Consider the following 21,147-nt stretch of genomic DNA (forward strand, 5'->3'; position numbering starts at 1 on the left):
CCTGCGCCCATGTCCTCCGTTCTTGTCCTCAACCTTGCCTGGCAGATCAGCACCCTGGCGCTGGTCGCGCTGGGGCTGGCCATCGTGTTTGGCAAGCTTCAGATCATGAATATGGCACATGGGGAATTCGTAATGATCGGGGCCTATGCCCCGGTCATCACCTCCTCGCTGGGTCTGCCTGCATGGCTGCAGGTTCCGGTTTGTTTGCTGACCGTTGCCCTGGTGGCCTTCGTGCTTGAGCGCACGATCATCCGTCACCTCTATGGCCGGATGTTCGACAGCCTGCTGGCCACCTGGGGCATCGCCATCCTGCTCCGCGAAGCGGTGGAGCTGATCTTTGGCCGGGGCTATCAATCCGTCACCCCGCCCATCAGCGGCACGATCAGTGTTCTTGGCGCCGACTACCCTGCCTATCGCATTGCCGTCATCCTTGGCATTCTCGCAGGTTTTGTCGCGCTGTTCTGGTGGAACAGCCGCTCCAAGGTCGCCACCCGGATCAAGGCGATGGTCGGCAATCCGGACCTGGCCGAGGCTGTGGGCATCAATACCGCCCGGCTGTCGGCTGGCGCTTTTATCTTCGGCTGCTGCACCGCCGGGCTGGCCGGGTTGATCCTGGCGCCCACCATCCGGATCGAGCCGATGATGGGGCTCGATTACCTGATCCGCTCGTTCTTTGCCCTTGTGGTCGGCGGTCTTGGCACCCTCGAAGGGCTGGGCATCGGCGCGGGCATTATCGCGGGAACGCAATCCGTCCTCGGGGCCGTTGCCAATCAGACCTATGGCTATCTGGCTGTTCTCACTCTTTCCATTCTCTTTCTCTGGCTGAAACCTGATGGTATCCGTTCTTCTTCCCGTTAGCCTGCTTCTGGCAGTGCTTCTCCTGATCCCCGAGGTGTTCGGCGACTTCACGGCCTACCAGATCGGGCTGTACCTGATCTATGGCATCGCAGCGCAAGGCATCGGCTACCTCTGGGGCAAGACCGGGGTGCTGCCGCTGGGGCAGGCACTGTTCTTCGGATTTGCCGCCTATGTCACGGCCAGCACCCTGCGCGCAGGAAACGGACTCGGCATCGACCTCCTCCTGGCCGTCACCGTATTGGCTGCCATCGCCGTGTTTGCTTTCCTTCTGGCCACGCTGATCTTTCGCGGTCGGAAGGAAAGCGGTCCATACTTTTCACTGATCACACTGGCCTTGGTGATGATCGCCGAACAGATCGCCGGAACCGCCACGCCGCTCACCGGCGGCTTCAACGGGATGAGTGGGTTTCCCAGCCTCGGCAATCTCGATCCCTTCGGAAGCTTTTACCACGTCATCGTCGCAGCCACAGTGTTGGTCAGCCTGTTGCTGTTCATCCTGAACCGACTTCCGGTCAACCTGATCGCCAAGGCCGTGGCCGACAACGAACCGCGCCTGCAACTGCTCGGATTTCCGACCCATGTCATCAAAGGCGCAGCCTTTGCTTTCTCTGCCGCCATTGCGGCCCTGGCCGGGGGGCTTTTTGCTTCGCATCAGGGGATCGTGACGCCCACCTCGATGGGGTTCGGCCTCTCCGCTGAAATGGTCATCCTGACCGCTGTGGGCGGCCGGTTTCACGTGCTTGGCCCGCTGATCGGAGCCGTCATCGTCGGCTGGGCCTCAGCCGAGCTGCGCGACAGTTTCCCCTATTGGGAACTATTGATGGCCTTGGCTTTCATTCTAGTGGTGCTGAAGGCCCCTGGCGGCATCGCGGAGCTGCTGGAAGCCGCATACCGGCGCATCCGGCCCGCAACGCCCGGCAGGTGCGCGCCCTCCATCGCGGCTCCGCCAAGCAAACCGACCGACGCCCCAGGCGCGCTGCGATTTGACGATGTGCATCTACAGATCGGTGTCGTCCGAATCCTGAACGGCGTGACCTTTGACACGCCCTCGACCGGCATCATCAGCGTCATCGGGCCAAATGGCGCGGGTAAGACCAGCACGCTCAACGCGATCACCGGCAACCTGCAGATCACCGGCGGCAGCATTGCATTGGGGTCGCGCAACATTCACGCGCGCCCTCCTTACAAGGCGCTGCGCAGCGGCATTGGCCGCAAGTTGCAGGTGCCCTCCGTGTTCTTTTCCATGAACGTTTCAGAAAACCTGGCGCTTGCCATGATGGCCAACCGGGCACGGCTGGTGGATCTGCTGCGCCCCGCGACCCTGCACTGGCGATCGGAATCGCTGACGGAGCTTTTAAAACGCCCCGCGGTGCCTCTGCAGGAAGATCTGGTCGCACCGGTCGCACATCTGCCACAAGGCCACCGTCAGTTTCTGGAATACGCCATGACCATCGCATCTGAGCCTCGGGTATTGCTGCTGGACGAACCCTGTGCAGGGCTTTCCCCGGATGAAACGGCGTTGATGACCGAACTTGTGCGGACATATCAGGCACAAACCGGCGGTCTGGTCATCGTCATCGAACACGACATGAGCATCGTTCAGGCGATCTCGGACAAGGTTCTGGTCCTGCACCTGGGGCAGGTGCTCGCCTTTGACAGCTTCGACAAGGTGCGCAGCAATCCCGAGGTGCAGGCCGTCTATGCGGGAGGCACCAAATGACCTCGCTTCTGGAAATCGACAATCTGACCGGCGGCTACCGGGACACCCATGTTCTGTTCAATGTCTCCGCCCGGATCGAAGCAGGCAGCGTTCTGGGCGTCTTTGGCCGGAACGGTGTTGGCAAGACCACCCTTGCACGACTTGTGCAGGGCAGCCTGATTGCGGGGGCTGGTGATATCCGGCTGGAAGGGCATTCTGTCGCCTCACGTCCTTCGCATGCCCGGCGCAAACGCGGCATCGGTTACATGCCCCAGACATCAATGGTGTTCGACGATCTGACGGTCAGGGAGAACCTGGCCCTCGGCAGCAACCGGGAGGGACCGGAGAGATATTTCGACCGCTTCCCAAGGCTGGCAGAACGGCTGGACCAACCCGCAGGCACCATGTCCGGCGGTGAGCGTAAAATCCTGGCCTTTGTCCGCGCCATGACCGAGGACACAAAGGTGATTGTCCTTGATGAACCCTCCGAGGGCGTTCAGCCGGAAAACATCGCCCATATGGCGGAGTGCCTGATGGACCGAGCGAAAGCCGGGGCCGGTATTCTGTTGTGCGAACAGAACCTCAGCTTTCTGACCGGTATTTCCGATTGGTATCTCGGCCTCGACGCCGGAACGGTGGTTCTGGACAAACCCGCAAACGAGGTCTCTATAGAGCGATTACGGTCGATATTAAGCCTATGACCGAGACTAAAATCGGCAGTTCCCTGCGCGCGCCATCACTCAAACGAGTAAATTTGAAAAGAGGGAATGGTGGGTGATAAGAGATTTGAACTCCCCACCAACAGAGAAAACTCTTATTTTATTGACAATTCAGCAATATAGCCGTCGCAAAGCGCCATTTTCTGCTACTCTTTTTTGCCAAACCTGCTACTCTTTTCACCACTCCTAGACGAAAAGAGGCCCTCGGTGAACGCCAAAATTAGGTACTTAGTTCGAACAAAAGATGGCCTCTACCGGTACAAGCGAAAGGTGCCCCGAACACTTCGCGAGCTACTGCGCCGCGAACAATGGAACTACTCGCTGGGCCGCGAGCTAGAGGCCGCTCAAGAGAAGTGGTTCGAGTACAAGAAGAAGCACGACACCCTGATTGAGCGCCTCCAATCGGGCGACCCGGTAGAGCGTGCGCAGGCGACCGCTGACGCGGTCACGATCCGCGCCGCCGATCACTTCGCCGCCATGGAACGGTTACAGAAAGATGGACCACGTCCCGGCCTGTCTCCTGTCCCGATGACGCGCGAGGAACGCGAATTGGCGGAAGAGGAAGACGCTGCGGCAATTGAGGGCATTCGGAATCTTTGGGAGAAAACTGCCGAAGAAATGGAAGACGCGGAAGGCACCGAAAATGAATATCGCCGACTTGCCACCCACCTATTCATGGCCTTTGGTGATGCGACATACCTTGAAGGCGACCCCGTGGCCCCGGAAGAACTGCGGCCCGTGCCCCCGTCAGGGGGCAAGAAGCGGCTCTGGGACATGCTCCACGCCGCCCTTCTCTCTCGCCTCGAAGAAATAGCCCCCGGCGTCATCGGTGACGATGAACACCGCCTGTCATCTCTACGCGAACGGTACTTCAAGCTACATAATTCGTCCGCTGCTACGCAGCGTAGCTATCGCGGCAAGATCGACCGGATGACCGCCTTCATGGGCGACCTTACCTTACAACAGATCACCCCAGAAAAACTGCGTCTGTATCGCGCTCACCTGCTTGAAGAGGGTCAAAAAAAGGGGCTGGCACCGGAGTCTGTAGCGCAATACTTCGCCCCCGTTAAAGCAATTATGCGGTGGGCGATCAGCGAGGAACTAGTTCCCGGGTTCGATACTATGCCTACCGACAAGGTCAAGATGCCCCGCAATGGCACGCCGGTAGAGGAGTCGCGGTGGCAGCGGTTCGATGATGAGGAAATCAAGCAGGTGTGGAGACTGGCTCAGGAAGCTTGGGGGCCTGAATCCAAGTTCACTCCCGAACGGCAGGAAGCTTTCAAGTGGGCATTCCGGGTGGCGCTTTACACTGCAGCCCGCCCCGTTGAGATTTTCCGCATGAAGCCTGAGAACGTGACGCCGGAATTCATCAACATTACCGAAACCAAGACACGTAAAAGCCGCAAGCTGCCTTTATCAAAGCATCTGAATGGCTTTTATGAGTTTATGCAGGACGGCGGCTGGAAGCTGGGCAAAACCAAACCTGAGTCCGCTGCCGGGACCATGTCCGACTCGTTCACCAAGGCCATTCGGCGTGCCGGTTTCACCAATGACCGTCAGGTTCTGTACAGCACCAAAGATACGCTGGTTGACCGCCTACAGCGCGCGGGGCACTCCGATGACGTCATTCGAGGGGTTACTGGACATGTCGGCGGACAGGGTCAGTTGCGAAACTACAAGACTCGGTTGAATGACACGCGGGAAGGGCTGGCTATGCTGCGAGAGGCACTTGACGCAATCACCTACTGGTGACCCTCACCAATATCACGGACGAACTGGCCCGCCCATCCGGCGGGCCTTTTTCTTTGGCGCGTCAGCGCCCAGCCCTTCGAACTTAATTAACAGGTTAACTTGACCCGTTTTGCGGTTTTCTTGACCGATTCGAAAAATAGGCGCATGATTTCGACATGACACAAAACCGTGTCAAGTAAAAAGTATCATTGTTTGTGAGTAGGGTAACGAGTGCTGACTGTATGTCAAATGGACGTGGCTAATGCGCTGGTGCTGTCGCGGAATACCGTGACGACCCGGACGCGGAAGCTCGAATTCACCCACGCCGCGCAGGGCGCACGCCGGTATCGGCTGGCAGATGTGCTGCCGACCATCAAGGACCGGGAACGGGACAAGGTCTCCGCTCTGTTCGATCTGGCAGAAGATGACGGTGAAGAGCTGTTCGTAGGTGACAATGCCGTACCCCGCGCGCGGCGTCTGGAAGGCTGGCTGCGTGGCGAACAGCGTGAGCGACTGTTTGGCGCGCAGGTGACCTTCACCGGGGCGCTGGCAGGGTCTGTTCAGTCTTCGGTGCTCTTCGAGCACCATGAGGCCCTGCGCCTCAAGCTGGCACTGACTGACCCCGTGATGCGGTGGACCGTCCTTGGCGACGACAGTGCGCTGCCTCGATTTGAGCACTGGGCGGTGCCCTTCGCGATCACGAACGCACGGTACGAAGATTTGCATGAAAAGGAGGCCGCGTGATGGACGCAGGCGAGAATTTCCGGGCCATTGTGGCCTCTGACGACAAGCTGAAGGCCCGCTGGGAGGCGGTCAGCGACAAGGTTGTGGCGGATGCCGCAAAGTTGCTGGGTGTCACGTTGGACCGTGAAGACGTGGTGGCTCTGCCCTCTGCACGGCTGGCAGTGCTGACCGATGACGCTCTTTCAGACGACTATTTGAACGAGGTCAAGGACCTTGAGGCGGTACAGGAGCACCTGCGTCAGCAGGAACTGCGCACGGCGCTGGAACGCGGCGAAGATGATGCCGTCGAAGAATTGAACCGCCTTCCGCGCTTCCAGCGTCTGGCCCGTGCGCGGGAACTCGGGATGACGGGCGCGGCCCCGGTGCCTGCACCGACTTCGGTTGCCGACGAAGCAACCTTGCTGCGCCGCCTCCTGACCCTCAGCCCTGCTGAACGTCTGGCAAAGGCACGGGCATGGGGGTTGGCATGACTCATCTTGACCAGATCGAAACTGCAGTGCGCGCGCAGCGCGGAAACTGGACGGCCCTTTTTAGTCGCAACGGTGCGGGCTGGAAGTGCATTCTTCTGCCTAAGCACATTCTCACCGATGACGAATACCAGTACCTTGCCCGCCGCCTGAGTGCGCCGGACGGCGGGGCGGCTCTGACCCCGGCGGAGCGGAAGCGAAATTCCATTCGCGCGCTCGCTGATAAGGCGGACAGTCATGCCCGCTAGTGATCCTGATAGCTCTGTTTTCGCAGGCGGCCCGCTCCCCCCGCCTCTCACCAAGGTACAGAAGGCACGCAAGCAAGTCCGCGATGAAAAGTGGAATGCGGCTCGAGCGCTTCGCGATGCGATGACCGATGAAGAACGGCAGGCCGAACAGGAACGTCTCGCCCGCGAGGTAGAGGCCATCCTTGCCGCCCGTGAACAGGACCAGCGCAATGCAGCATAACAATGACCGCTTGAACTTAGCCATGGCCCGCTACCGGCGGCGGTGCCAGCTCTGGCGCGCGGCGCGGGCGGCGTGCCCACGTACTTCCTTCCGAGCCAGTACCGTCGCAATTGAACGGGCTATCGCCGCCACGCTGGCCCGCGAAGGATTTTAACCGACTACGGCGGGTATGCTCCCCGGCCTGCCGTCCCAGCCCCCGGCGGGTCCTTCTCCTTCCCGCCGAGGGCTGACCAACATGACAGGAAACTAAATGGCAATTTTTCCTTTGACCAACCAGCCCCACACCGTGGCAGGAGAGGCGGAGCGAATGTTGCGGGCGCATATGTTCTGCCACGACAACCACACGCATGGCGTCGGTGGGTACTACCTCACCGCTGCCGATGTGAAGCAGCTCCGCGCTATCCTTGGCGAAGATTGCGACGCGGCGATGCGCGGCGCAGGCTTTGAGCCTGACCCTCGCCCGCGTCGGTCGGGCTGGTGGACGGGACCCCGGTCACCGGCATGCGACGGCGCGCGAATCCGGTTGCAGCTCAAGTGGGATCATTTGCGGGCAGTGGTAGGTTTCTACGGCGAGCGGCAGGCAGCTTGATTCGGTTCAGCACCCCGCGCGGTCCGGTCACTGAAATTGACACTTGAGCTTGAAGCTCAAAACCGCATTCCGGAAATTCAGCTTCAAGCTATACTTCTGATATAAAACGATAAAATATGTTGACTCGCTGTGGCGGCAGGGTGCAGCTCTGTCATCACAGCACATCAAAAGGAGCGCAGAAAATGGCGGACATCATCGTTTTGGCAGACCAGATCAAAGAAGCAGCGGAGCGGGAATTGACGCCAGCACAGCGGAGCAAGATAGCGGAAATGGCGATGGAAATGCTTTGCTTGCTGGGAGAGCCGCGAAACTGAGCGGCCCAGCCCAAAAACATATCGGGGCGGCAGGCTTGTCCTGTTTCTACTGCCGCCCGTCGCCTCACAGGATGGGGGTCGAATGAACAGGTCTGAAGGAGGGAACAGAAATGAAACTAGATTGACTGACATAGGAGAAAACTGAATGACTGTGGCAATCAGGAAGGAAGTGGATAATACGCTTCCTTGGAACCGCGAGCAGGTAGACGAAGACGGCCCGTACATCGTCTGGAACAGCGCAGAGGTGCGCGGGCCGCAGAGCGCCGCTTTTGACGCGCTCATGGAACGCCACGTGGCGATGACTTTGGGCAATCAGTATGTGAAGCCCTTTCCTCGCGGCAAGCGCTCTACTGCACCGGGAGCGTGGGTCGCGATTGAAGGGAAGTGGCGCGATCTTGCTGAGGGCGCTGATCCGAGCAAGGGAAACAACCGCGAAGGGTGGGGGCTGACGACCCACTGGAAGGGCGACCGCAAGGACGGCATGGGCTACGTTCTGGGCGTGTCCGCCAACGGGTCGCGCGAAAAGCTCGCCATGCGGGAAATGGTGGCGATTGGGCTGGACCTCGACGAAGGGGCGGACATTGAAGCCGTGGCGCGGGCCGTAGAAGAGACCGGCTGGGCTTGCTTCCTGTACACGTCTTACAATCACCTGAAGACGACTATCGACATCAGTTACAGCGCCATTCATGCCGTGGCGAACGGTGAACCGTTTTCTGACGAAATGGTGCGCGACCACTTGCGCAAGAAGAAGCCCGCACTTGGCGACGCTTTTATCAGCAAGGTCACGATCCGCGAAGAAAAGGTGGATATTGGCGACGGTTTCGTGGTGCGGTGCGACTGCCCGCCCATCCACAAGATGCGTCTGATCTTCCCTTTGTCAGAACCCATCAATATCGCTGAACTGGACGACGACCCCGCAAAGGGTCCGGACGTCTGGAAGGCCAAGGTCAAGGGATTGGCCGCGAAGCTGGGCGTTCACCATGACAAGGCCTGTGAAGACCCGTCACGCCTCTTTTACACGGCCCGCCACCGCCCGGAAGACGAGGATTTTGAATGTATCGTTTTTCGGGGCGCACCGCTTGCATGGGACGACATTCCGAGCAGCGCCGGGGACCCGTGGTCGCAGGCCGGTCAGGGTCATGGTGAAAGCAGCATCCCGGAAGGCGTCATGTTCGGCGACGTGTCCGTGACGGACCTTTACCGGCGCTACGGGATGCGGTGGAACATCGCCGACCTTCTGGAAGGCACCGACGCGCATATTGAGTGGACCAGCACCGGAAAGAGCCATGTAGACTGCGCCTATCGCGAACTGAACCACACCGACAAGGCCAAGGACCGGGCGACGATTGCTGTGAACGCGGCAGACTCGCACAGCGGGTTTGCTGTGGTGAGTTGCGAGCACGAAAGCTGTAAGACCGCGAACAATCACATCGTCTACCAGCTCAAGCAGTGGCTGGAAGACGGCGTGCTGGCCCTCGACATGCTGGAAGACCCGTCATTTATGGAACCGCTTCCTGATAGCGGCGAAGAGCCGTTCATGCGGCTGACGCTGCTTGAATCTATCGGGACGCCTGAGGCCTTGGCGTACTTCCGCGAGCACGGGCGCGACGCGGACGCAGACACGATCATTCGGCAGATCGTGAACATGGGCGGGGAAGCCCAGTTCGCGCGAGAGCGCGTAGAAGAGGCCCGCGAGACGGTCAAGCGCCAGCTTGAAGGCTGGAACGAGGATAAGCGCGCGGACCCGGTCGCGGAAGCACGCCGCGAAGTGTCAGGTAAGCCCGCGCCGGAAGACTACAAGTCGCCTGATCTTTTGGCGGATTTGCATGACCCGGAATGGATCACGGAATCCGGTTTCATGTTGTCCGCCGCCGACAATCCCGGCGTTTACGCACGCTATGGCATCGAACCGGAATTTGAGCTTGCGAACGAAATGGGGCGCAAGGAAGTGAAGCGCCAGATTGCCGACTCGATGATGCAGCGTTTCGCGTGGGTAGTTGTGGACGGACAGGCTAAGGTTGCCATGCCGCAGGGACCGGGCAAGCCGGTCAAGCTCTGGAAGGACACCACCGTTGATAAGCTCTACCGGAACCGGTGGGTTGGCTATGAAGGGCCGAAGGGTGGCGTACACCACATCAAGCCGCATGAAGTGTTCGCAGGGGCGCGTGAGCGCCCGACCTATCTCGACACTTGCTTTGAGCCGAACCCGGCGAAGGTCCCGCCCCACGCATACAATCTTTGGACTGGCTTCGCTGTGGAGCCGCGTGAAGGCGATTGGTCAAAGATGCGCTGGCATATCGAGCACATTCTTTGTTCAGGCGATGAAGAGCATTTTCACTATGTCATGACCTTCATTGCGTCGATCTTCGCTCGCCCCGGCGTGAAGATTCCGGCGTCCTTGGCCTTCATGGGCGAACAGGGCACCGGAAAGAGCAAGGTCTTCGACTGGTTGCGCCGTGCTATTGGTGCCGCTGCGCTCAAGGTAAGCTCAGGCCGTCATCTGACTGGCAATTTCAATGCCCATCTGGATGGTAAGATTTTCCTCACCTGCGAAGAAGCATTCTGGGGTGGGGAGAAGAAGGAAGAAGGGCCGCTCAAGGATATTATCTCTTCCGAGACTCTTCAGATCGAAGGCAAGTTCGACAACCTTGTCGAGCGCCCGAACTACGTCAACACGGTGTTCATTTCCAACAATGATTGGATGGTGCCGACCAATGGCGAAGACGCCCGTCGCTTCCTTGTGCTGCGTGTTTCAAATGAGAAGAAGCAGAACGCTAAGTATTTCGGCGCAATCGACGACGAAATGGAAAACGGTGGGCTTGAGGCAATGGTTTATGACCTGATGCACTGGGACCCGTCCGTGATTGGCGGATGGGACGGACTGCGGAACCCGCCGAAGACGGATGCACTGCGTGCACAGGCGGGGCAGAGCCTTGAAGGTCCTGCGGCGATCCTGATGGACATTATCAGTGACGGTGCGGTTACGGGGCGGATGAAGGACGGAACCACGTTTCACTATCCGCTGAAGCAGAGCGAACCGACTGTAGTTGCTGACCCTCACTTGAAGGCGCTTTTGAACCCGAATGGCGGGCGGGGGAACGTCGCGCAGAACGCGAACAAGGCCATCGGCGAGCTGTTGGGCGCTGACGCGCCCAGTGGTGAATTGAAGGCGCAGGTGACGTACCAGACCAGCTCTACTGATAACACGCCGGTCACGACGAATGACCGGGTCCGCTACGTGACCTTTCCGTCGCTCAATGCGTTGGCGGACGTGCTGAGGCGGTATGGACGCTGATCGGCGGCACAGTTAATTGGATAGGGGCGCGTGAGCGCCCCTTTCCTTTTGACCCAACTGTGACCCGACACTGACCCGACTAGCCGGGTCAGACTAAGTCATTGTTATTATTTATATTTTGACGATTTGGACCGGCTGACCCGACTGACCCGACTGTTTTACGAAATCCCAGCTCAGATTGGATAGCGAGGGTGTGTCCCCGTCCTGATACCTATATCTTTCTATTTTCTGTAAAAATAAAGAAAGTGTCGGGTCGTTGGGTCAGAAGGCTGAAATGGCCAAGAAAATAAGGGGTTTGACGTGACCCGACATAGTCGGGTCAGTGTCGGGTCATGTCGGGTCACACCCGCCACTCAGGATGGGCCGCATTAGCGATCACCTATGCCAGTGCAGCAAAATCGGTCAAAGACAATACTTTTGGTTTCCCAATAGAGCATTTCTTGACGATCTTCTTGCAGTCATCCAGCGGTCGCGCGTGTGTCACAAGGTCAAGTTTTTCAACTGCACATATCGCCACCGCGCAAAAGCTGGAGGGGCGAGGGCTTCCACCAAAAATAGACGTTCCATATTTGTCCATCAGTGCAGATTGCGTTGCGTGATGCTTGATACCTTCATCAATGTAAACGCGACCGGATTTCACATCCTGAAAATCCTTGTAAACGTCTTCATCTACATCTTTCAGTTCCTTGCTGAGGGTTTTGGGAACCTTTATTTCTCCGGAATTCAGTCCGCTAATGAATGCATTTCTGATAAGGTTGTTTCCGCAGGTAAGGGCTTCAATAACAGCGTGCAAATCAAAAAGGTATTTGGCCTCAATCTTCTTTTTGGGCAAAGCAGATCACCCTCCAAGAAGTTCGCGTTGGTACTTAGGCTTAATACCAGCCAAGCGATAGATTTCTATTGCGTCCAGCAACCCGCTCTTCTGAGCGGAGCGCAGTTTTGACAGGAAGGAACTGCCGAACTGAGTTCGTTTGTTCTTGATGGGGTCACCGCCACCGCCCCCTCCACCGGGGTCTTGGCGGTCCCCATCCGGGATAACGCCGGAAAATTGAGACATCCAGCGTACATAATCGGAACGCTGTAATCGGTCTGTGTCTACGAGTCTAAGTATGCAGGCTTGCTGGCTAATTCCAAGGTTTCGCGCAAGGAGGCGGATCGTATCGTTGTCAATTGATACGGAGTAGCCATATCTAGCCAGAGCTTTAGAAACCAGCCTGTCTGGCGCGATCAAGAAGGCCGCAAATTGGTTGCAGAAGACCTCAATTTTGTTCTTGAGAACAGACGGGTTCGATACTCCATCCGCCCGCAGGAGAACGTGGCAGAATTCGTGAGCGAGGGTAAAAAGCTTCCTAGCTTTGCTTGAACTGGTTGTGTTGATCAAGATGGTGTGCGGACCACCGTCAACTTTTGCATATAGTCCTGCCACCACGTCCGAACCAAACGAGTAATGCAGCACGAAAACGCCAAGGCTTTCGATATACTCGCGAAGGCTGGAATAGACTTCTCCTGAGCTTTTCCATTCAAGTTGCTCTTCGTCAGAAATTCCCCAACGCCCCCGCCATTTTTTGGCGAGTTTCTTAGCAGCTTGCTTGTTAATCGGACCGGAATACCGCTCAAGCGCATCACTACTGGAAAGGTCAAGGCCCAGCGAAGCAAGCGACAAGGAGATTTTCTCGACGAACCCAATCGCCTTAATGATGCTGGAATCAAAAAGGGTTTGAGATGGGACTTTACGCCGGAAATCGGGAACGTTTGAAAGTGGTAAGGAAGACTTGCTAAACAGAGCTATAGCGGGAACAGCTAATTCTTCTGCAATTCGCTCTACCTGTGCGTCAGTAAGATCGGCTTCACCCTCCAATGCCCCTTCCAACACGTCGCTTTCAATCTCGGATCGCTCAGCCAGTTCGGCCAAGTTCATCTTGCGATTTTTGAGGATGCTATAGAATGTGTCGCCGAAAAGCATGAGGGTAATATGGGTTCTATGATCTGTTGGTGCAAACACACAGCCACACAACTAGGTGATTTGTCTAGTGTCGCGTCGGTGGGTGTAGGGTTGTTTTTGGCTCTTGCTGTGGTGCAGGTCATTGGTTCTGGCGGTGTGGCGAAGCTACGCCGCAAGGCCGTCTACCTCAGAGAGGTTGTTTCCGCAAATCGACTGGATAGCCAGCGTTCCAGCGTCGCAAATGTCGATGCGGAGCTTCTGCGTCTCGAACTGTCGCTGGAGACGCTAAGCGGGCACCTGTTTACCGCAAGTTTTATTTTGGTCATCGCTTCATTGGTGGGCCTTAGCGTTATGGCCTTGGCCCCCTCGGTTGCGCTCACCTGTGGTTGGATTGCCTCTCTCATCGGCTTCTACCTCGGTTTACCCATTGGGATATTCTTGGTGGCCTCCCTTGTGATCCGCCGCAAATGTGCCGCAGCACGAGAGAGTGTTTCTGACTGTGAAACTGAAGTCTTAGACCGTTTGACAGAAACTAGCTAAATCTCTGGTGAAACTGTAAAAAGCCCCGACAGCCGCCACGCGCCTCAGCGCGTATAACTCCCAAAAATATGTAAGTAATACTGACCCATCATTAACAGACTAAAAGACTCAGGTACTGCGAGCGGAAACGCACTGTTTCCGCCTATCATATTGAAAAGACTCGCGAATCATGCTGACGCATGCCATATAAAAAGCACAACGAACGACGACGATTTTTAGGAGGCTCGGATATGGTCAAAAAGTACTGCATTTACCGGCGAGTCAGCACCCGGTCGCAGGCCGATTCAGGCCTTGGTCTGGAAGCTCAGGACCGTGATATTGCCCTCTTTCTCGACAACTACAGCGACACGCCCTTTGAAGTGCTGGGCACCTTCACTGACGTTCAGAGCGGCGCAGACGCGCACCGTCCGGAGCTACAGAAGGCCATTGATTTAGCGAAAGCGCACAAAGCAGAATTGCTTGTCTCGAAGCTCGATAGGCTGTCCAGAAGGGTCAGCTTTATTGGCGCTCTCACCGACGATCCGGCCTTAAAAATAAGGGTCGCGAGCATGCCGAACGCTGACAAGCTGCAGCTCCACATCTATGCCGTTCTCGCTGAACAGGAACGCGACTTCATCAGCATCAGGACCAAGCAAGCCCTCGCCGCAGCCAAGGCCCGTGGCGTCCAGCTAGGAGGACTTCGCGACAAGACCATGAAGCGGAATGAGGCCGCGAAACAGGCCGCTGACGCGGCTGCTGACCGTGTCGCCTCTATCATCCTGCCCATGCGGGAATCCGGTGCGTCCTACCAGAAGATCGCCGATGCCCTGAACGCCGCCAATGTGCCGACTCCAAGGGGTAAGAAATGGGCTGCTATGAGCGTCAAGAACGCCGCCGACAGGCTGTCTGCCCGCGCTGCCTGATTTGGTCGGTGAGCCGCGTCAGCGGCCCTGAAAGGGCCTGATATTGGCTCAGGCGGCATAACAGCCCGTCGGCGGGCCTGCCGTGCCAGTGGGTCGGTCGGTGCGGGCGTTAGCGTGCCCATGCGGATCAATAAAAAAACCTTTTTTCAATTGCTTAGCGGGGACCCAAAGGGGGTATACGGGTACCCACAAAAAGCGGCGCAGTAGCTGTCAGCACCTACTGCAACTCTTCAATGTCATGTTGTTGCAGAATCCGCCGGAATCCGCCCCAAAAGTTCGCATCCCTGCAACTCCTAGGAATTCTTTTGCCGGGTGTAAGATTCCGCTTCCGGGGACCCTGAGCGAAAGACACCCCGACCTTTCAGATCGCGATTCCGCCCTCAGAAAATTTCCGGTGAATCCGGAATTGCGCACAACCTAAAATTGTGACCCGTTTTGCCCGGATTCTTCGTGATCGGACGCCTTCGTGATACAAAGGGCGCATCTCCACAGTCAGAGAAGCGCGATATTTCCATTCGGTCGCGCTATACTAGGCGGCGTTGATCGGGCATGACTGCCATTCGCTCCGATCAGCGCCGCCGCCTTTTTCAAGTCTTGTCCTGCTTCGCGGCGCGTTCCTGATTGAGACGGAAGAGGCGCGCAAGGATTTCGTCGTCGGTTAACTTGCCGTCGCGCCAGTCTTCGCCCCAGCCGTAAGCCTCTGCCACAGCTTCATCCAGCTTCTTGTGGGCGTGATCCAGCCATGCAGGGCGGGCGTTGTAGAGGTTGGTTAGGGTGCGTTTCTTGAGTTCCTTGGCGGCCTTGTCGTCTTTCGGTATCAGCCGGTCGGGGTAGCCTTCGACCACCTCCGGGACCCTGTCCACAAGGTCAGGCGGGTTCAGCCAGTTTTCGCGCAGGCGGTTTAGTTCTGCGGCGGCTTCGGCGATCTTCTGGGCGCGGGGGTCGTCAACGTAGTCACTGGCGGGAGTATCGGGCGTCAATCCTTTCGGAAATGGGAAAGTTTCAAAAGTCATCGTCGGAGAGTATGTCACATCATTTCCCGTTCCGATCCAAGTGCACACTGCAAGCGTCCAAGCATTGTGGAAATGAGAATTGAGTATACCAAGAGTGGTACAGTCGTCGCGCGGCGTTACAACGAGCTTCTGATTTGGGAGAAAGGCCTTGTCCAAGAATCCGAACACCCTCGTACTAGAAACCATTGGTGTGACGATGAACCGTTCAAGGCCGTCTAAGGCCGCCCGCATTCCGGGACGGGCTTCCCCATACCTCCACCATATCTCACGATGGTTCTTTCGACGGACCGCAAAGGAACCATCTTTTTTCAAACGTTGGCGCACGGGCTTAACATTCTGACGAATATGCTCAAATGGAGCTTCGTACATCGCTGCGTCGGCTTCGGACATTGACGCGCCGAAGTCCACAACCCACTTGTCTGAACGTCCTTTCAGAAAGTCCGATCCATTTAGGGTTCTCCTAATGACGTCCGCATTTGGGCGACCGTTGACATTCCGGGGTAGGTCAAGCCATCCCCTTGCAACCTCAGCATCTATTTCAAACTGACCATTTAGGAAGACGCCAATGAATGAGCAATTAGAATTGGAGCGCAGTTTTTTCGCAGCAGTTAGATCAACCTCTCCCCGAGACTCAGTCAAATCAGAAAGGACCCCGGAGACAGGCTGCCCATCCAACTTTGGAGGAATTTCATTATCGGGTGCTGAAAAACAAACCATCGACACGCGTACCGCCGCGCCTTCAACTGTCCAGTCTTCGTCAGCCCACGCATTGAAGATACGTCCGCCAGACACGATTGGCTTCAGCACCTCCCGGTTTGCGCCTCCTCGAATGGAGTTTGTAGAAACCAAACCAGCCCGTGAAAGCCTTCCATCGGTTATCATTTCCCAAGCCTTGGCGAACCAGTATGAGACTAGGTCCACGCCGCCGGGGACGCCTTTCCATGCCTTGCGAAGTTCTGTGACATAGCCTTCGCCAAGTACCGAAATCATGCGTTTGTTTCCAAGAAACGGCGGGTTCCCGACCACCACATCCGCATCTGGCCAGTCTGCCTTGGACCCGTCCGGCGCAAGTACGGCGTCCCGGTTTTCGATGGTGCCCAGCGGGCGCAGGATCGGGTTCCGGGCGGCATCGAAACCATTCCGGCGCATCCACTGGATTTCCCCGACCCACACAGACACACGGGCGAGTTCAGCGGCATAGGGGTTCAGTTCGATCCCCTTCACGCATTCCGGCCCGATGGTCGGAAAGCCGCGCGGCAGACCCAACGCCTCGGCCTCAAGGTTTGTCCGGTGTTCAATGTCCTTGAGCGCCAAGAGGGACAGGTACAGGAAGTTGCCGGAGCCGCAGGCCGGGTCCAGTACGCGGAAGCCCCTCAGGCGCTCCAGAAACGCCGCGTGGAGGCGTTCCGCCTCTTTCTCGGCCTTGGTCCGGGCAGAGCGCGACTTGGCGCTTTCTGCCTTGCTCAGCGCCGCTTCGATCTGCGCTTTCACCTCGGCCCACTCGGCAAGCAGCGGCTCCACCACGACCGGGTTGACGATTTGCATGATCTTGTCGCGGTCAGTGTAGTGCGCGCCAAGCTGAGACCGCTTGTCCGGGTCAAGCCCGCGTTCGAACAGGGTGCCCAGAATGGAGGGGTCGATTTCTGACCAGTCCAGCTTGGCAGCGGCGAGAAGGTCCGCCAAGTCTTCCTTTTCGAGTGGCAGGGCGGTGTCGTCATCAAAGAGACCACCGTTGAACCATTCCACCTTTTCGAAGCCAACGCGCCCTCCGGATTGCATGGCGGCGAAGAGGTCTTTGGCGAAGGGCTGGAACTCGGTTGGATCTTTTTGGCAAAGTTCCAGCATCTTCTGGAACATCTTGTTCGGCAGAAGGTCGACGTCTTCGGCGAACATGCAGAACACAAGCCGGTTCACGAAATGCGCGACGGTTTCCGGGTCATGGTCGCTGTTGCGCAGGCGCTGCGCCAGCGATGCGAATTTCTGCGCCGCCTCTTCGGTCAGGGCCTGCCGTGTCTTGGCGGGGCGCAGGCTCTCGGGGTCAGTAAAGCACGCGCGCAGGAGGTCGCGCTTGCTGGCGTCCAAAAGGTCGGGCGTGGTGATTTCGTGCACTTGCTGGACGGTGTTCGTCCAGTTTGTCTGAATACGGATGCGCGCCATGTCCGACACGATCAGGAGCGGTGGGTTTTCCAGCGCTATTGAGTATTGCAGGAGCTGATCGAAAGCCTTGTCGAGGTTTTTCTTCTTGCCCTTGTACTCCCACGCGAAGCAGCCTTTGCGCCAGACGTCTGCCCAGCCTTCGCCGCCTGATGTCTTGGACGCGCCGCGTTCGAACGTGAACCATTCGCCCTTGGGGTCAGCACTGATCGGGTCTTCAATTCCGAGAAGTGCACAGAGGTCGTTGAAGTGGGACTGGGAAGCGCTTCGCTCCTTCAGCTCCGAGGCTTCCCATTTGCGGATAAAATCTGCTGCCTGCATGTAACCACCATAAAAACTTTTCTTGTATCTCTAGCACTTATCTACTCTGAAAAACCAGATTCTCCATCGGTAAGGCAAAGCCGATTTAGTGGCAGGGCCAATGCACGGAACAGAAACGCAACTGTATTCTGTCCACTCTTGCGCAACACTACGTAGTCCTGTCAGGCTTCCGACAGGACGGCAAGGAAGTGCTCAAGAGCGAAAAGCAGGCCATGGAACGGGCGATGTATGAACGGGCTGACGCCCGATTGCCTCCCGGCCCTGTCGTCGCACCTGCGCCTGTCTCAGAAGCCGCTGGGGCGGAGGAAGACGACGAAACGTAAGACGATTGAAGGCCCGAATCTGTCTCTGACAAGCCCTGCCCTGCTACCCCGTCTGCTACTCTTTTTCGGCCTTCCTGCTACTCTTTTCGAAACAGGGCGAAAATTTTTTGCTTATTTTTCAGCCACTTAAGAGGACGGAGAGGTGGTGGGTGATAAGAGATTTGAACTCCTGACATCTTCGATGTGAACGAAGCGCTCTACCACTGAGCTAATCACCCGTGGGATCGGGTATTACCGTCAGGATCACCGCTCTGCAAGAGGGGGATATGAAGATTTTCACCAGTCCGCTTCTTTTTCCGGCTTCCTTTTTTCACATCCCTCCTGCACTGGCCGCCTCAGCCAGGTCCGCCGGGCAGCACATCGCGGCGGATCATGGTGCGCAGGGTGAAGCTGGACCGCGTATTGCGGATCCCCGGCACCCGCATCAACTGCTCTTCCAGAAAGCGGTCGAAATCCGTCAGATCCTGCGCCACCACCCGCAGCAGGATATCGCGACTGCCAGTCATCAGGTAGCACTCCATCACTTGATCGAACTGGCGCACGACATTTTCAAAGGCCTGCAGCGCATCCTTCGACTGGCGCTCCAGTTCAACAGCGACAAAAATGGTGACGGCCAGCCCGACCTTGGCCTGATCGACCCGCGCGGAATAGCCGGTAATGATCCCTGCTTCTTCCAGCATCGACACCCGCCGGGCGCAGGGGGTGGGTGACAGGCCGACCTCTTCTGAGAGCTGAGCCAGTTTCATGCGACCGTCCCGCTGCAGCGCGGTGACAATCCTGCGATCGATAGCGTCCATAGCGATTTCCTCCATTACTTGGCGCCATGTTAGCAAATTACTCCAAAAACAACCACTCCTGAGGGCATCTTTGGAAAATTCCCGAAGCCCATACCCGGTATCTTGGTGCCGTTAGTTCAGGAGCCTGTCAGTATGACCCTCACCAAAATCGCCTCTCCCGGTCACGAAGAAATCTACCGTGTCGACGATCCCGCCGTCGGTCTGACCGGCTTCATCGCCATCCATTCAACCGAGGCCGGACCGGCCGCTGGCGGGCTGCGGATGCGCCCCTATGCCACTGCGGATGAGGCGCTGGAGGATGTTCGGCGGCTGAGCGAGGGCATGACCTACAAGAACGCCGCGGCGGGCCTGCCGCTGGGCGGCGGCAAGGCGGTGATCATCGGCGACCCGACAACAAGCAAAACGCCAGAGATGCTGCGCGCCTTTGGTCGCGCCATCAACAGCCTGAACGGCCGCTACATCACCGCCGAGGATATGGGCATGAGCCCTGCCGACATGGCGCTGCTGGCCGATGAAACGCCCTATGTCGCCGGGCTTTCCGATGGGGAGTTTGCCAGCGGCGATCCCTCCTCCATCACCGCGCGCGGCATCTTCAACGCCATCCGCACCGCCCGGGCGCACAAGGTCGGCAGCGCCGATCTGCAGGGCGTCACGGTGGCGGTGCAGGGGCTGGGTCATGTAGGCTGGTACCTGTGCCAGTTCCTGAATGACGCGGGCGCCGGTCTGATCGTCACAGATGTGGACCCACAGCGCATCGAACGCGCGGTCGCGGAATTCGGCGCCCGCCCGGTTGCCATCAACAAGATCTGCACCGTGCAGGCGGATATCTTTGCCCCCTGTGCCATTGGCGGCATCCTCAATGCCGAGACCATCCCCCTGTTGCAGGTCGGAATCGTCGCAGGCGGTGCCAACAACCAGCTGGCCACCCCCGAGGACGGTCAGGCCCTGCATGAACGCGGCATCCTTTATGCGCCCGATTTCATCGCCAATGGCGGCGGCATCATCAACGTAGCGACCGAGATCCTGAAAATCGCGGACCGCGAGGCCTATGTGGCCAAGAAACTTGCTGCGCTGGAAGCGACCATGGCCGAGGTGCTCAACCAGGCGCGTCAGCAGGACATCAGCCCGGATGCCGTGGCCATTGCCACCGTGCGGGCGAAGATAGCGCAGGCCGCAGCGGCTTAAGCCCACCTCAACGATTACAGAGATGCAACAGCGGCAGCTGCCATTTGGCGCTGCCGCTTGTCAGCGCGGGTTTGCCTCCCTATTTAGGGCAGAAGACATGGGGCTGACGCCTCATGCATTGGAGATTTTATGGAAGAGACCCGGGCATAAGCCCGTTCCCGGCACAGAATTTCGGGAACGCAGGACGCAACAAGGACACTCACGGCATCGGCTGAGTGACCTTTTTTCTTGCACTCTTATAAAATCGAGACTTCCGTTGAATATCTCAAAACACGAGCAACGCGTGTTGCACGAGCTCGCCCTTGGCGGCAGCATCCATCATGAACGCACTGAAAACGGCAAGATCCGCAGTATCACCTGCTACACGCGCGAGGGGAACGTTCTGTCGGACTGCACCCTTGGCGTCTTTCAGCGCCTGCACAAACGCCGTTTCATCCAATCTCGCGACGGCAAACCCTATCGCGCCTCGCGACTGGGGATCAAAGCCGTACGCGCGCAGCTGAACCAACGATAACATCATGACATCAAAGGAGCAGACCATGGAATTTGTGTCAGGCCACAAGGGGCGAACAGCAGAGATCACCGACCTGTTCGCCGCCTCCTTCACCGCGTCGGAAGGCGCCGACGAAGGGCAAACCATCGCTGCGCTGGTGCGCGCCCTCCTCACCACGGTGGAAGAGGAGGATTTGTTTGTCTTCTCCGTGCTAGAGGGCGGCGCGGTGGTTGCCAGCATCCTGTTCACGCGGATGCGCTATGATCAGGACGACCGGGTGGTCTTTCTGCTTTCGCCGGTAGCGGTTGCGCCGGATCAGCAGGGCAAGGGCACCGGTCAGGCGCTTCTGCGCCATGGCCTCAGCCAGCTGAAAAGGGATGGCGTCGATATCATCCTGACCTATGGCGATATCAATTTCTACGCCAAGGTCGGGTTCAGGCAGATCACCCAGCACGAAGCGGCGGCGCCCATGCCTCTGTCCTACCCGCACGGATGGCTGGGCCAATCGCTGACCGGGGAAGCCTTCGCGCCGCTGATCGGCCCCGCCTCCTGCGCCGCGCCCTTCCGCAAGTCGGAGTATTGGTAAGCCCCAG

General features: G+C 57.9%; 19 protein-coding genes and 1 tRNA gene. 15 read left to right on the plus strand and 5 right to left on the minus strand.

The features are described 5' to 3' along the window. Positions 1–9 precede the first annotated feature (9 nt). The 10 genes from SM763_RS02325 (at position 10) to SM763_RS02370 (ending at position 10,884) form a co-directional block, all read left to right on the plus strand. Positions 10–858 (plus strand): branched-chain amino acid ABC transporter permease, encoded by an 849-nt coding sequence (locus SM763_RS02325; protein WP_368997376.1) that lies wholly within the window; start codon positions 10–12, stop codon positions 856–858. Continuing rightward, positions 833–2,578, plus strand: a complete 1,746-nt coding sequence (locus SM763_RS02330) for a branched-chain amino acid ABC transporter ATP-binding protein/permease (RefSeq protein ID WP_368997378.1) — start codon at positions 833–835, stop codon at positions 2,576–2,578. Before SM763_RS02325 ends, SM763_RS02330 begins: the two co-directional genes overlap by 26 nt. Further along, positions 2,575–3,258, plus strand: coding sequence for an ATP-binding cassette domain-containing protein (locus SM763_RS02335; RefSeq protein ID WP_368997380.1), 684 nt, complete (start codon positions 2,575–2,577; stop codon positions 3,256–3,258). Before SM763_RS02330 ends, SM763_RS02335 begins: the two co-directional genes overlap by 4 nt. A 225-nt stretch (positions 3,259–3,483) precedes the next feature. Next, positions 3,484–5,028: a site-specific integrase gene (locus SM763_RS02340; RefSeq protein ID WP_368997382.1), complete on the plus strand. Its 1,545-nt coding sequence runs from the start codon at positions 3,484–3,486 to the stop codon at positions 5,026–5,028. A 210-nt stretch (positions 5,029–5,238) separates the two neighbouring features. Next, complete coding sequence (locus SM763_RS02345) at positions 5,239–5,751, plus strand: hypothetical protein (protein ID WP_368997383.1); 513 nt, start codon at positions 5,239–5,241, stop codon at positions 5,749–5,751. After that, positions 5,751–6,221 carry a hypothetical protein gene (locus SM763_RS02350; protein WP_368997385.1) on the plus strand — a complete coding sequence of 157 codons (471 nt, stop codon included), beginning with the start codon at positions 5,751–5,753 and terminating at the stop codon, positions 6,219–6,221. Before SM763_RS02345 ends, SM763_RS02350 begins: the two co-directional genes overlap by 1 nt. Continuing rightward, positions 6,218–6,466, plus strand: a complete 249-nt coding sequence (locus SM763_RS02355) for a hypothetical protein (protein ID WP_368997387.1) — start codon at positions 6,218–6,220, stop codon at positions 6,464–6,466. The genes SM763_RS02350 and SM763_RS02355 overlap by 4 nt, the downstream gene beginning before the upstream one ends. 470 nt (positions 6,467–6,936) lie before the next feature. Beyond that, complete coding sequence (locus SM763_RS02360; RefSeq protein ID WP_368997388.1) at positions 6,937–7,275, plus strand: hypothetical protein; 339 nt, start codon at positions 6,937–6,939, stop codon at positions 7,273–7,275. A gap of 182 nt (positions 7,276–7,457) precedes the next feature. Then, positions 7,458–7,589, plus strand: coding sequence for a hypothetical protein (locus SM763_RS02365; RefSeq protein WP_368997389.1), 132 nt, complete (start codon positions 7,458–7,460; stop codon positions 7,587–7,589). A 145-nt stretch (positions 7,590–7,734) separates the two neighbouring features. Beyond that, on the plus strand, positions 7,735–10,884 hold the full coding sequence (locus tag SM763_RS02370; RefSeq protein WP_368997390.1) for a primase-helicase family protein: 3,150 nt from the start codon (positions 7,735–7,737) through the stop codon (positions 10,882–10,884). A gap of 379 nt (positions 10,885–11,263) precedes the next feature. On the opposite strand, the gene SM763_RS02375 is transcribed toward SM763_RS02370, so the two are convergent. Further along, positions 11,264–11,716 carry a hypothetical protein gene (locus SM763_RS02375; RefSeq protein WP_368997392.1) on the minus strand — a complete coding sequence of 151 codons (453 nt, stop codon included), beginning with the start codon at positions 11,714–11,716 and terminating at the stop codon, positions 11,264–11,266. Positions 11,717–11,722: 6 nt separating this feature from the next. Continuing rightward, a complete protein-coding gene (locus SM763_RS02380) occupies positions 11,723–12,847 on the minus strand; it encodes an ImmA/IrrE family metallo-endopeptidase (RefSeq protein ID WP_368997394.1) in 1,125 nt (374 codons plus the stop codon). Positions 12,848–12,856: 9 nt separating this feature from the next. Here SM763_RS02380 and SM763_RS02385 point away from each other — a divergent pair, with 9 nt between their 5' ends. Together SM763_RS02385 and SM763_RS02390 are read left to right on the plus strand one after the other, a co-directional pair. Next, positions 12,857–13,366 carry a hypothetical protein gene (locus SM763_RS02385; RefSeq protein WP_368997395.1) on the plus strand — a complete coding sequence of 170 codons (510 nt, stop codon included), beginning with the start codon at positions 12,857–12,859 and terminating at the stop codon, positions 13,364–13,366. Between the two features lie 230 nt (positions 13,367–13,596). Then, positions 13,597–14,268 carry a recombinase family protein gene (locus tag SM763_RS02390; RefSeq protein ID WP_368997397.1) on the plus strand — a complete coding sequence of 224 codons (672 nt, stop codon included), beginning with the start codon at positions 13,597–13,599 and terminating at the stop codon, positions 14,266–14,268. Positions 14,269–14,855: 587 nt separating this feature from the next. On the opposite strand, the gene SM763_RS02395 is transcribed toward SM763_RS02390, so the two are convergent. From SM763_RS02395 to SM763_RS02405, 3 genes are all read right to left on the minus strand, one after another. After that, complete coding sequence (locus SM763_RS02395) at positions 14,856–17,756, minus strand: class I SAM-dependent DNA methyltransferase (RefSeq protein ID WP_368997399.1); 2,901 nt, start codon at positions 17,754–17,756, stop codon at positions 14,856–14,858. A gap of 466 nt (positions 17,757–18,222) precedes the next feature. Next, positions 18,223–18,297 (minus strand) — tRNA-Val (locus SM763_RS02400). Positions 18,298–18,414: 117 nt separating this feature from the next. Further along, positions 18,415–18,876, minus strand: coding sequence for an Lrp/AsnC family transcriptional regulator (locus SM763_RS02405; RefSeq protein WP_368997401.1), 462 nt, complete (start codon positions 18,874–18,876; stop codon positions 18,415–18,417). A 132-nt stretch (positions 18,877–19,008) separates the two neighbouring features. Between SM763_RS02405 and SM763_RS02410 the strand changes: the two genes are divergently transcribed. The 3 genes from SM763_RS02410 to SM763_RS02420 all read left to right on the plus strand — a co-directional run bounded on the left by SM763_RS02410 (position 19,009) and on the right by SM763_RS02420 (position 21,140). Next, positions 19,009–20,061: a Glu/Leu/Phe/Val family dehydrogenase gene (locus SM763_RS02410; protein ID WP_368997403.1), complete on the plus strand. Its 1,053-nt coding sequence runs from the start codon at positions 19,009–19,011 to the stop codon at positions 20,059–20,061. Positions 20,062–20,317: 256 nt separating this feature from the next. Next, positions 20,318–20,575: a YjhX family toxin gene (locus tag SM763_RS02415; protein WP_368997404.1), complete on the plus strand. Its 258-nt coding sequence runs from the start codon at positions 20,318–20,320 to the stop codon at positions 20,573–20,575. Between the two features lie 25 nt (positions 20,576–20,600). Continuing rightward, positions 20,601–21,140 (plus strand): GNAT family N-acetyltransferase, encoded by a 540-nt coding sequence (locus SM763_RS02420; RefSeq protein WP_368997406.1) that lies wholly within the window; start codon positions 20,601–20,603, stop codon positions 21,138–21,140. Positions 21,141–21,147: the final 7 nt, after the last annotated feature.

It is taken from the genome of Pseudophaeobacter sp. C1-32P7 (assembly GCF_041008775.1).
Taxonomy (GTDB): domain Bacteria; phylum Pseudomonadota; class Alphaproteobacteria; order Rhodobacterales; family Rhodobacteraceae; genus Phycobacter; species Phycobacter gallaeciensis_A.